Consider the following 12,305-nt stretch of genomic DNA (forward strand, 5'->3'; position numbering starts at 1 on the left):
CATCGAATGAAATACCCGGTGTCCAATCGACCGTAAAAGGTCTCCTGTCTAAAGGTGTAGACGAGGAAAGGGCGCTCCCGCTTCAGCCTGGACGAACGGTCGCCACGGGGGGGCTCAGGGCATGAAGCCCGGGTTTGAATTCAACGCGTGCCGCTCAGGGTTCAAGGAATGAAGCGGTAACCGACACCGGTTTCGGTCACGAGATGGCGTGGCTGCGACGGGTCTGCTTCGATTTTCTTGCGCAGGCCGCCCATGAACACCCGAAGGTACGGCGTATCGTTGGTGTGCGAAGGGCCCCATACCGCTTTGAGCAGTTGCAGGTGCGTCAGGACCCGGTCCGGGTGCGAGCACAGATGAACCAGCAAGCGGTATTCCAGCGGCGTCAGGTGCAAAGGGACACCGGCGCGCTCCACGACGCGTCGGTCCAGATCAATTTGAATGTCGGAGAAGGCCAGGACCGAGCGGTTCTCGGTATCTTTCACACGCCTGCGTAACAGGGCACGCACGCGTGCGAGCAGTTCGCCGGTGCCGAAGGGTTTTACCAGGTAGTCGTCGGCCCCGGTGTCGAGGGCGAGGATCTTGTCGGATTCGGCGCCACGGGCCGACAAGACAATGATCGGCACCTCCGACCAGGTGCGCAGATCCCGGATGAGGTCAACGCCATCACCGTCAGGCAGGCCGAGATCCAGCACGATCAAGTCCGGCCGGCGCGTTCCCGCGTCGATCAGGCCGCGCTGAAAGGTCTCGGCTTCATGCACTTCCAGGCCATCGGCTTGCAGGGCCATCCGCACAAAACGGCGAATGTCCTTTTCGTCTTCAATCAGCAGGACGCGCAGCACCGGTTCGCTCATGATGGGTCCTCGTCAGTTTGCGGTGAAAGCGCTTCGATGTTCGGCGGCTCCTCTCGGGGTAGACGTAGCGTGAAGCGCGCACCGCCTTCCGGGCGGGTCACACCGAGCATGGTTCCGCCATGCGCCTGGGCGATTGCCCGGCAGATGGCCAGGCCCAGGCCGACGCCGGGAATCGAACTTTCCTTTTTGCCGCGCATGAATTTGTTGAAGATCGCCTCTTCGTGTCCGCGGGGCAAGCCCGGTCCCTCATCGGCGACCCACAATTCAATGCTCTCGGGCGTGGTGCTGGCGCCCAGGCTGATCGGGGTGCCGGGTGGGGTGTACTTGATGGCGTTTTCCATCAGGTTGATGAGGATGCGCTCGATCAGCACCGCATCGATGCGAACCAGTGGCAAGTCCTCCTCGAGTGCGACCTGCACCGAACGCCCTGCCAGAATCGGATGAATAGCTCTCAGGGCGCTACCGACCACGTCTTCGATGGGCTGCCATTGGCGATTCAACACCACGCTGCCGGATTCGAGACGAGCCATGTCCAGCAGGTTATTGACCAGCGTATTCATGCGCAATGCGGATTCGCCCACCGCCGTGGCGATCTCGGCGGCTTCACCGGTCAGGGGCGGTTTGGTCAGCTTGAGCGCTTCGGCGAGCCCGACCATGACTGACAGCGGGGTGCGCAGATCGTGGGAGATGGCCGAGAGCAGCGAGTTGCGCAACCGCTCGGATTCCATCTGAACGGTGGTGTCCTGGGCAACGTTGATGTAGTGAATCCGTTCGAGCGAGATGGCCAGCAATGACGCGCAGGTGTCGAGCAGGCGCCGCTGTTCCGGCACCGCCAGCCGGGTCGTATCGCGCGGTTGCACGGCCAGCACCCCGCGCACCCGCATGGGCGCCGACAAGGGCAGGTAGAGCGTGGAGCTGGAGGGCAGGGTGTCGGTGCCGTATCCGGCCGGTTCGGTTTTGTCGTACGACCACTGGGCAATCGCAACGTCGACTTGCGGTGGGTCCCCCGTGACCATCGGCGCCTGCAGTTTATTGTTGTCGTCGGCCACCAGCAGTGCCGACCGGGCGCCAAACTCGGCCGCGAGGAACTGCGCGCCGATTTCCGCGACCTGTTCGGTCAGCAGTGCGGCGGACAACAGGCGCGACATCTCATACAGCCCGCGCATGCGGTCTTCGCGCCGTTGCGCCACCCGCGCCTGGTAGGTCAGGCTGGCGGTCATTTGCCCGATTACCAGGGCGACCACGAGCATGACGCTAAAGGTCACCAGATACTGGATATCGGCGATGGCGAATGAAAAACGCGGCGCCACAAAGAAAAAGTCGAAGGCGCCGACCGAGACGAAGGCCGCCATGATCGCCGGGCCACGCCCAAAGCGCACCGCGACGGCGACGACCGCCAGCAGGAACAGCATGACGATGTTCGCCTGTTCCAGCACCTGGAACAGCGGCATGGCCAGCAGGGTCGTCACCGCACAGATCGCGACGCTCCAGAGATAGGGGCGCCAGGTGATCGGGCTGTCGCTGGCGGTGGAGGTTGTCTCGGCTGGTGGGCGGCGACTCTCCGGCAGCGAGATTTGAATCACGTCGAGATCGGCGCCCAGCACCCCAATCCGATCGGCAAGCACCCGCCGCCAGAGTCGTTGGCGCGGACGTTCATCACGGCCCAGCACGACTTTTGAAAGGTTGTGCTGCCGGGCGTACTTGACCAGCGTTTCGGCAATGTCCTGGCCCGCCAGGGTGGAGATTTGCGCGCCCATGTCCTGAGCCAGTTTCAAGGTTGCCAGCACCCGACGCCGCTTGACCTCGGGCAGGCGCTGCAAGGTCGGGGTTTCGACATACACGGCGTGCCACGGCACGTTGAGCTGAGCGGCCAGGCGCGCCGTCGAGCGTACGGTTTTTTCGGCCTGATCATTGGGGCCGACGCAGGCAAGCAACGACTCGCGGGTGCCCCACACCGGTTTCACCGCGCCGCTTTGGCGATACTGCAACATCTCGCTGTCGACCCGGTCGGCGGTGCGGCGCAGCGCCAGTTCGCGCAGGGCGATCAGGTTGCCCTTGCGGAAGAAGTTCTGCACCGCGCGCTCGGCCTGTTGCTCCATATAGACCTTGCCTTCCTTCAAGCGCTGCAACAGATCGTCGGGCGGCAGGTCGACGATGACCACTTCATCGGCGGTGTCGAAGACATGGTCGGGCACGGTCTCCCAGACACGAATCCCGGTGATGCCACCGACAATGTCGTTCAGGCTTTCGAGGTGCTGAACGTTCATCGTCGACCAGACATCGATACCGGCGCTGAGCAGTTCTTCTACGTCCTGCCAGCGCTTTGGATGGCGGGAGCCTGCGATATTGGAGTGAGCCAGTTCGTCGATCAGGATCAGGCCCGGTTTGCGCGCGAGCGCGGCGTCCAGATCGAACTCGGTCAACGTACGGTTCTTGTCGACCACCTGCTTGCGAGGCAATAGTTCAAGGCCCTCTGTCAGGGCCTGAGTCTCGGCGCGACCGTGGGTTTCGATCACGCCGACCAGCACATCGATGTTTTGCAGCTTCGCGGTCTGTGCCGCGGCAAGCATCGCGTAGGTCTTGCCGACACCGGCGCTGGCGCCGAAAAAAATCTTCAGCMGACCGCGTTTGGCCTGCGCTTCTTCTTCGCGGATCCGGGCCAGTAGCTGGTCCGGATCAGGACGTTCTTCGGCCATCAAGCTCACCGTGTGTTAACGCTCAATGTGCGGCGTCGAGTGCCAGGTTCAGTTCCAGAACGTTGACCCGAGGCTCGCCGAGAAACCCGAGCAGCGTGCCTTCGGCGTGTTGGTTGATCAGCTCGCGAACCTTGTCGACGGGCAGATTGCGCACCCGCGAAACCCGACCCGCCTGGTACAGCGCCGCGGCAATGCTGATATGCGGATCAAGGCCACTGGCGGAACTGTAGACCAGGTCGGCGGGCACCGTGGCGGTGTTGCCGGGATCGGCAGCGTGCAAGGCATCGATGCGGCCCTTGAGCGCATCCGCCAGCGCCGGGTTCAGCGGACCGAGGTTCGAGCCGCCCGAGGCCAGCGGGTTGTAGGGCATGGGGCTGGTGGCGGAAGGGCGGCTCCAGAAATACTTCGGATCACTGAAGCCCTGACCGATCAACAGCGAGCCCACGGTTTTGCCGTCTCTCTCGATCAGGCTACCCGCCGCCTGATGCGGAAAGACCAGCCTGGCAATGCCGGTCGTGACCAGTGGATAGGCCAGGCCGGTGAGCAGTGACAGTGCAATCAGCAGGGTCAACGCCGGACGCAGCAGAGATAACATAGCCATACTCCCTCAAGTCAGACCGACAGCGGACAGCGCCATGTCGATCACTTTTATGCCAATGAATGGAACGATCACCCCACCCAACCCGTAGATCAACAGGTTGCGGCGCAACAACAGCGCAGCACCGACCGGGCGGTACTTCACGCCTCGAAGCGCCAGGGGAATCAGGAAAATGATAATCAGCGCATTGAAAATCACCGCCGACAGCACCGCCGAATTCGGGCTCGTCAGGCCCATGATGTTCAGTGCGGCGAGCTGCGGGTAAGTGCTGACAAAGGCTGCCGGCACGATCGCGAAATACTTGGCGATGTCGTTGGCGATCGAGAAGGTGGTCAGCGAACCCCGGGTCATCAGCATCTGTTTGCCGGTTTCCACCACCTCGATCAACTTGGTCGGGTTGCTGTCGAGGTCGACCATGTTGCCGGCTTCCTTGGCCGCCTGAGTCCCGGAGTTCATCGCCACCGCGACATCCGCCTGCGCCAGCGCCGGGGCATCGTTGGTGCCGTCACCGGTCATGGCCACCAGCCGGCCTTCGGCCTGATAGCTGCGGATCAGTTCGAGTTTTTGTTCGGGGGTGGCTTCCGCGAGGAAGTCATCGACACCGGCCTCGGCGGCGATGGCGGCAGCGGTGATCCGGTTGTCCCCGGTCACCATCACGGTCTTGATCCCCATGCGCCGCAGCTCGGAGAAGCGCTCCTTGATGCCGCCCTTGACGATGTCCTTGAGTTCGATGACGCCCAGCACCCTGGCCCCATCGGCGACCACCAGCGGCGTACTGCCGCGCTGAGCCACTTGTTCGACGATGGTTTGCACCGCTTCCGGAAAGTGTCCGCCCAGGCTTTGGACATGCTTGAGGATCGCCTCGCCGGCGCCCTTGCGCAGTTGCCGCTCATCCATGTTGACGCCGCTCATGCGGGTCTGCGCCGAAAAGTGCACGAAGTGTGCATGCAGCGCGGTGATGTCGCGTTCGCGCAGGTTGAACCGTTGTTTGGCCAGGACCACGATGCTGCGTCCTTCAGGCGTTTCGTCGGCCAGTGACGCCAGCTGTGCGATATCCGCCAGCTCCGCTTCCTTGATGCCCGGTGCCGGCAAGAACGCCGAGGCGTGGCGGTTGCCCAAGGTGATGGTCCCGGTCTTGTCGAGCAGCAACACGTCGACATCACCGGCAGCCTCCACAGCCCGCCCGGAGGTGGCAATCACGTTGGCTTCCATCATGCGGCTCATGCCCGCCACACCTACCGCCGACAGCAGCCCGGCGATGGTCGTGGGGATCAGGCACACCAACAACGAGATGAGCACGGTGATCGACACCGGCGAGCCGGATTTGGCGGCTGCGACCCCAAACAGGGAGTAGGGCAGGAGTGTCACCGTCACGCCGAGGAACACAATCGTCAGTGCGACCAGCAGGATCGACAGGGCGATTTCATTCGGGGTCTTTTGCCGCTTGGCATTTTCGACCATCGCAATCATGCGGTCGACGAAGGTTTCGCCGGGGTTGGCGGTCACGCGGACGACGATCCAGTCCGACAGCACCCGCGTACCGCCGGTCACCGACGAGAAGTCGCCGCCGGACTCGCGAATCACCGGGGCCGATTCGCCGGTAATCGCCGACTCATCCACCGAGGCCGCGCCTTCGATCACCTCGCCGTCGGCGGGGATCACCGAGTTCGCGAGGTCACCGGCTTCAACCACCACCACATCGCCTTTGCACAAGTCACTCGACTGAGCCAACTGCCACTCGGCGCCGTAGTGCGGCTMGCGCAGTTTCTTGGCCCAGGTTTGCTTTTTCAGGTCGCGCAGGGAGGCCGCCTGGGCCTTGCTGCGACCTTCAGCCAGCGCTTCGGCAAAGTTGGCGAACAGCAGGGTAAACCACAGCCACAAGGCAATCGCGAGGATGAACCCGCTGCTGGCTTCACCCTTGCCGCTGAGGGCCTGCCCCCAGAGGGCGGTGGTGATGATCGCGCCGATGTAGACGACGAACATCACCGGGTTGCGCCACTGGATTCGTGGGCTGAGTTTGCGCACCGACTCGACCATGGCAGGCCTTATCAGTTTCGGGTCGAACAAGGAGAACGCTTTACGTGTCATGTTCGTGGTCTCACTTGATCATGATGAGGTGTTCGACGACGGGCCCCAGCGCGAGCGCCGGTACGTAGTTCAGCAAGCCGACCAGCAACACCGTGCCAATCAGCAGTACAACGAACAGCATCCCGTGGGTCGGCATCGTGCCGCCGGTGACGGCCAGGCGTTTTTTCGCGGCGAGGCTGCCGGCGACGGCGAGCACCGGTACGATCACGCCGAAGCGGCCTAGCCAAAAGGCGATGGCCAGCATGATGTTGTAGAACGGGGTGTTGGCCGACAGACCGGCGAAGGCGCTGCCATTGTTGTTGGCTGCCGAGGTGAAGGCGTAGAGGATCTCCGAGAAACCATGGGCGCCAGGGTTGGCGATCCCCAGCTTGCCGGCCTCGGCCATCACCGCAATGGCGGTCCCGAACAGCACCAGCAGCGGCGTCACCAGAATCGCAATGGCGACCATTTTCATCTCGAAGGCTTCGATCTTCTTGCCCAGGTATTCAGGCGTGCGGCCGATCATCAGGCCAGCGATAAACACCGCGAGAATGGCGAATATCAGCATGCCGTACAGACCGGAACCGGTGCCGCCGAACACCACTTCACCGAGTTGCATCAGCACCAGCGGCACCGCACCGCCCAACGGTGTGAACGAGTCGTGCATCGCATTGACCGCACCGCATGAAGCCGCTGTGGTCACCGCCGCAAACAGGCTGGAGGCGCTGATGCCGAAGCGCACTTCCTTGCCCTCCATATTGCCCGCCGCCGTATCAATGCCCAGCGCTGAAAACTGTGGATTGCCGAGTTGTTCGTAATGGGTGACAGCCACCACCGCGATCACGAAGATGATCGTCATCGTCGCCAGCAGCGCCCAGCCCTGGCGTATGTCACCGACGACATGACCGAAGACGAAACACAGCGCGGTCGGGATCAGGAAGATCGCGAGCAACTGGAAGAAATTGGTGATGGCGGTCGGGTTCTCGTAAGGGTGCGACGAGTTGGCGTTGAAGAAACCGCCGCCATTGGTGCCGAGCATCTTGATCGCTTCTTGCGAGGCCACCGGCCCCATGGCAATCGTCTGCTTGTCGGTGCTGGCGGCCTTGGTCACCGGATTGCCCTGGGCATCGAGCGTCGGCTGGCCGGCGTCATTCAGCACCGGGTTCTGGTACTGCATGACCTCCAGTGTCGAGACGTCTTTATACGGGTCAAGGTTTTGAATCACACCCTGACTGACAAAGAACAACGCGAGTATCAGCGACAGTGGCAGCAGCACCCACAAGGTGACGCGGGTGAGGTCAGTCCAGGCGTTGCCGATGCTGTCCGCACTGTGGCGTGCGAACCCGCGGATCAGCGCCACCGCCACCACAATGCCGGTGGCGGCGGACAGGAAGTTCTGCACCGTCAGCGCGAGCATCTGCGTCAGGTAACTCATCGTCGACTCGCCGCTGTAGGCTTGCCAGTTGGTGTTGGTCACAAAGCTGAAAGCAGTGTTGAACGAGGAGTCGGGAGTGACGGCCGCAAACCCCTGCGGGTTGAACGGCAGCACGCCTTGCAACCGTTGCAAGGCATAAACCGCCAGCACCCCCAACACGTTGAACAGAATCAATGCCAGCGCGTACTGGAGCCACCCCATCTGCGTTTCAGGGTTGACGCCCGCCAGACGATACAGCGGCGACTCGATGCGCGAGCCGAAGGCAAATCGGCCCTCCATCACCGTGGTCAGCCAACGCCCCAGTGGCCAGGCCAGAAGCCCCAGCGCCAGGAGAAAGGCTCCGAGTAAAACCCAGGCTTGAATAGTCACAGGAAGTCCTCCGGAAACAGCAGCGCGGCGACGAGGTAAACCAGCAAACCGGCCGCAATGATGCCGCCGAAAAGATAGAAACCGGTCATGACCGCCTCCTGTTGAGCGCCGCGCAGCCGTAGGTCAGACCGAGCAAAATGATGAGAAACAGTGCACCGAGTAGCAGATAGAAGAAGTCCATGGCGTTTCCTCCGGGAATGAGGAAAGGCTAAATGGATGCTTGGAAAGTTGTTGACAGGATTAGGGGCGGGGAAATAAAGATTTGATAAAGATGCTGGTCGAGCACGACGAGGCGTTTAAAGGTTCAGGGTCGTATCAATACGGGTCTTACATAAACGCAAGAATCCGTCACCTTGCCCCTTGATGGGGTGAGGCTTATAGTTCGCCCCGTCGCCCACATGGCGATTCAGGTTTGGCGACTTGATCACAGAGAATGCGAAGGCTATCCGCTTTATTGCAGGAGCCAACGCACCCGCAAAGCCGCTTTCATGGCGGCTGTGCGCGGGAGACCTTCGGGTCTGCCGGTCTCTCTGTGCCGGTTCGCCAACCTGCGCACAGCTGCCACCCATTCGTTTGGCGACGACTGTGTGACGGCCTCGAGCCAATCAAACAGAGATCTTCAAAATGAATCGATACATGCCCCTCACCGGAATCGACCTGATCCCGGCCTCCCTGCTCATCGACACCCAAGCCCCACTCGACGTGCTGCAAGCCACGGCTGACTACCGCATCCGCACGGTTACTCAGGTGCTGGAAAATATCGCCTTTCGTGCTGATATCGAGAGCGACACGGTGGTGCTCGCCGACTTCGCCAAACTGCTGGCCATTCCGTTGCGCGATGGGTGCGATTTGATGGATGTGATTGGTAGACGTTTGCGGGAGGAGGCGGGGAAGTGAGTGAAGGCGGGCGGTTTGAAGGTGTGATGCCTGTCTGTTAAGCGTTTGAAAGATTGCGGCCTGCGGCAGATCCGGATTTACGTATGGACTTGACTGCTCGGCGTGGGAGCCTGGCGTGGGCTGCGATCTTGGCTATTCTGTGTGTACCGAAAGTCTGCGGTTTACTATGTCCTTGTACGAAAAAGGGCGCCCATCACCAACGGCAACAGGCGGCTCAAATCGGGCATTCACCGAAGACTGCTATCAGCCAGAATTGGCCATTCAAAAGAGGCTTAACTCACCCTGGATGTTATGGAACAAAAGGGGTAATTAATGTGGTATCTGAAACGTGACGGCATTTACGCGAAATGGGGCTGATTGAAGAGATTGAAAAAGCGTGGGGCTGGGCCGGTATCAAACCTTCACAGGTTGTTGGTGATAACGACTTCGGCAACCTCCTCATCAAAGACGTAGCGGGTTGCTATTGGCGTCTGTGCCCTGAAGATCTTTATTGCAATCGTGTCGCGAATGATCACGCAGAGCTTGATGTGCTCTCTCAGAGCCAAGACTTTTTGCATGATTGGCACATGGAAGCATTAGTCGAACAGGCAAGGGATCGGCTCGGCCTGCTTCGTCCTGGGTACAAGTACTGCCTAAAACTACCTGCCGTGTTGGGTGGGGAGTATGAAGGGGGCAATCTGGCAACGATCTCACTACACGAGCTGGTGGCAGTTTCAGGCCACCTCGCCAAGGAAATCGACGACTTGCCCGACGGTGCACAAATCCGTCTCAACCTCACAGTGTAGCGAGTCGAACGTGGACTCCGAATTTCCCATCCTACGGACCAGAAACATCATTCGAAATGCAAAATGACCAACCACCCATTCGCCCCACAGAAATAAAAATTTCCGAGTCCTCTGACTGGCAGCTTTTCGAAAACGTCGCTCGCGCTCTTGAGCAAGAGCTCAGGGGGACATGGATTGAGAAAGTTGACGGAATCGATCAGCGTTACTGGGACTTGGCCGTAGAGGGGCGGGTCATCACGCTTCATCTCGAACACTTTCTGGGCATCAGCGTCCTCCTACCGCCTCCAGATCAAGACCTGATGACCCCAGATAGACTACAAACTGCAGTGCGTCAGTCACTGAGGGCATATCTTGTTGAGCATCGACGTCAAACCAGCCGTGCGTTAACTGAGCTGGAAACTTGGTTTTACGACGTGCTGGACGAAGTCTCACAGCTAATGCTCATGGCTTATACAAACGCCGGCACCATCGATGCGAACCACCCTCTGGCTCAAGCCGGATTGGAACAGGGTGCCTCTATCGTCTTGGACTACTTGGAGCACAATGAAGCCGGAATTGCGTTTGAACATCTGCTGTACATGATCAACGAACCGCCACTAAACATTTCACCGGAATGCAGGACCACCCTGAACCGGATTGCAAAAACGCTTAGCTATCCTTTAAGGCCCTGAGGCAGATGGCAGATAAATAAATCTGTCCCCCTTTTCATTTTACTTTGTCCCCTTTTCACTTTATGGCTACGACTGCTACCAAAACGCGTTGGCTGAGCGTGTGAACGGGATTTTGAAAAACGAGTTATTGCTGCATCGCCCCAAAAATTTTGCAGAGGCCATCCGGATGGTGGACGAGTCGGTGCAGATCTATAACAACGAGCGGCCTCATCTATCGCTGAAATACAAAACGCCCGATGCGGTGCATCGGGCGTTTTGAGGCTGAAACAGGTGTAAACCTATTTCAGGACTAGACAAGATGTAATAAGCGAGAGCCACCATGACAGTCCTGAAATGACTGCGAGTGGCCCTGTATTTTCTGTTGTCGCCTGTTTATTTAACAAGGGTGCACACTAAAGTTATGTCCAACCTTGCCCCCATTGCTACTACCTGTGCATAGGTATGCCGCCGAATAATTGTATGAGCCGGTTTTGATGTTGACTTTGTCGTGCAAAAGTACTTCGCCATATCCGCACGATATTTTCAGTCCGGACCTTCCAAGAATTTCTGCAGTACTTAACCGTTCAGCACTTCGTTCAGAGTGGAAGGCGAAGTGTGTTCCGTTACTTTCTGATGGATGATAAGCGTATAGCCAATTATTATTAGTAATATCTAGAATGTATCCTTTTTTATAGTCGTCATCATCCCAGGTGATAGTGTATTTTCCTTCGCCTATGGACTTAAAGTTAAATATCGCGACCTTATGGCCTTGGCAGGAGTTTACGCACAGGTACTGGCCAAAGACAAAATTAAACGTCTCGTATGACCCCCCCACTCTGTAGGTATCCCCTTTTTGACCATTATTAACCTCCTTCCATTCCGATACTTGTTTTGCATACTGAAAACATACATCACCTTCGCCAGAAATGGAGAGAGTTGCGCGGAAAGAATAGTCGCTCATGTTGCACCTCAACAGAAATAAGTAATAAAAGCCGACAGGCTCAGGCCGTGCTGGAAAGGCTATTGGCTGCTTTGAGGTGAAATCTCTTCCGACAAACGCGGATTAACTTGGTATTCAAGTTTATTCCATCCCTGGAAAATTTCACCGTGGAACCTTCGTATTACGGCCTGACACGCGAAGGCGTGAATAGGAGTAAAAACGCATACAAAAGATTGTGCAACTGCTACATATAACAGGTCTGTATGAGTTGATGGCAATGCGGTATGAACTCCCCGATATTGGATGACTAATTTTGCCAATCATCGGCTTCAGGGTTGTTGATCAGCGCGAACAGATTTTGAGTTTCCGGGGCCGTCTCCTAGGCAGGCTGCGACCCTTTTTTCCAGATTTTGTAGCGCCGGTTTGCCAGCGAAAAGGTCTTTGAGCCTGCGGCAACCAAAAAGCCGACTTAGTTAATAACAGATTCACATTTTTGATCATTTTTCTGAGGGGGGAACTTGTCGCGCGTTGAAGGTTTAATAAGCGAGAGCCACCACAATAGTCCTGAAATTACTGCGAGTGGCTCTATATTTCTATTGTCGCTTTTTTATTTAACAAGGGTGCACACTAAAGTTATGTCCAACCTTGCCCCCATTGCTACTGCCTGTGCATAGGTATGCCGCCGAATAATTGTATGAGCCGGTTTTGATGTTGACTTTATCGTGCAGAAGTATCTCACCATATCCACACGATATCTTCAGCCCGGACCTTCCAAGAATTTCTTCTGTGCTTAGCCGCTCGGCACTGCGTTCGGAGTGGAAGGCGAAGTGTGTTCCATTACTTTTCGATGGGTGATAAGCATATAGCCAGTTATTGTTAGTTGTGTCTAGGATGTATCCATTTTTAGAGTTATCATTTTCCAAGGTGATGGTGTATTTTCCTTCGCCTATGGACTTAAAGTTAAATGTCGCGACTTCATGGCCTTGGCAAGAGTTTACGCACAGGTACTGGCCAAAG

General features: G+C 58.1%; 10 protein-coding genes and 1 pseudogene. 4 read left to right on the plus strand and 7 right to left on the minus strand.

The window, feature by feature from the left end; translation table 11 throughout:
* Positions 1-161 precede the first annotated feature (161 nt).
* Genes kdpE through kdpF form a run of 6 tightly spaced genes read right to left on the minus strand, consistent with a single transcriptional unit; the run spans position 162 to position 8,105 of the window.
* Entirely contained in the window at positions 162-851 is a 690-nt protein-coding gene (kdpE, locus tag AC1DHT_RS09145; RefSeq protein ID WP_054598065.1) for a two-component system response regulator KdpE, read from the minus strand.
* Complete coding sequence (kdpD, locus tag AC1DHT_RS09150) at positions 848-3,547, minus strand: two-component system sensor histidine kinase KdpD (protein WP_477761334.1); 2,700 nt, start codon at positions 3,545-3,547, stop codon at positions 848-850. The genes kdpE and kdpD overlap by 4 nt, the downstream gene beginning before the upstream one ends.
* Positions 3,548-3,569: 22 nt before the next feature.
* Positions 3,570-4,142, minus strand: coding sequence for a potassium-transporting ATPase subunit KdpC (gene kdpC / locus AC1DHT_RS09155; protein ID WP_427542869.1), 573 nt, complete (start codon positions 4,140-4,142; stop codon positions 3,570-3,572).
* A gap of 12 nt (positions 4,143-4,154) precedes the next feature.
* Positions 4,155-6,233, minus strand: a complete 2,079-nt coding sequence (gene kdpB, locus AC1DHT_RS09160; protein WP_477761335.1) for a potassium-transporting ATPase subunit KdpB — start codon at positions 6,231-6,233, stop codon at positions 4,155-4,157.
* Positions 6,234-6,243: 10 nt separating this feature from the next.
* On the minus strand, positions 6,244-8,016 hold the full coding sequence (gene kdpA, locus AC1DHT_RS09165) for a potassium-transporting ATPase subunit KdpA (protein ID WP_427542866.1): 1,773 nt from the start codon (positions 8,014-8,016) through the stop codon (positions 6,244-6,246).
* Entirely contained in the window at positions 8,013-8,105 is a 93-nt protein-coding gene (kdpF, locus tag AC1DHT_RS09170; protein WP_103316005.1) for a K(+)-transporting ATPase subunit F, read from the minus strand. The genes kdpA and kdpF overlap by 4 nt, the downstream gene beginning before the upstream one ends.
* Before the next feature lie 535 nt (positions 8,106-8,640).
* Here kdpF and AC1DHT_RS09175 point away from each other — a divergent pair.
* The 4 genes and pseudogenes from AC1DHT_RS09175 to AC1DHT_RS09190 form a co-directional block, all read left to right on the plus strand.
* The gene (locus AC1DHT_RS09175) at positions 8,641-8,913 is read left to right on the plus strand and encodes a hypothetical protein (RefSeq protein WP_024264653.1); all 273 of its coding nucleotides are present in this window, start codon (positions 8,641-8,643) and stop codon (positions 8,911-8,913) included.
* Between the two features lie 347 nt (positions 8,914-9,260).
* Positions 9,261-9,698, plus strand: a complete 438-nt coding sequence (locus tag AC1DHT_RS09180) for a T6SS immunity protein Tdi1 domain-containing protein (RefSeq protein WP_427542861.1) — start codon at positions 9,261-9,263, stop codon at positions 9,696-9,698.
* 56 nt (positions 9,699-9,754) lie between these two features.
* A complete protein-coding gene (locus tag AC1DHT_RS09185; protein WP_427542858.1) occupies positions 9,755-10,369 on the plus strand; it encodes a DUF3630 family protein in 615 nt (204 codons plus the stop codon).
* 64 nt (positions 10,370-10,433) lie between these two features.
* Positions 10,434-10,628: pseudogene (locus tag AC1DHT_RS09190) on the plus strand (integrase core domain-containing protein); the annotation flags it as partial.
* 117 nt (positions 10,629-10,745) lie between these two features.
* Here AC1DHT_RS09190 and AC1DHT_RS09195 read toward each other — a convergent pair.
* Entirely contained in the window at positions 10,746-11,309 is a 564-nt protein-coding gene (locus AC1DHT_RS09195; protein WP_427542855.1) for a hypothetical protein, read from the minus strand.
* Between the last annotated feature and the right edge of the window lie 996 nt (positions 11,310-12,305).

This window comes from Pseudomonas sp. 05N432, from assembly GCF_056396945.1.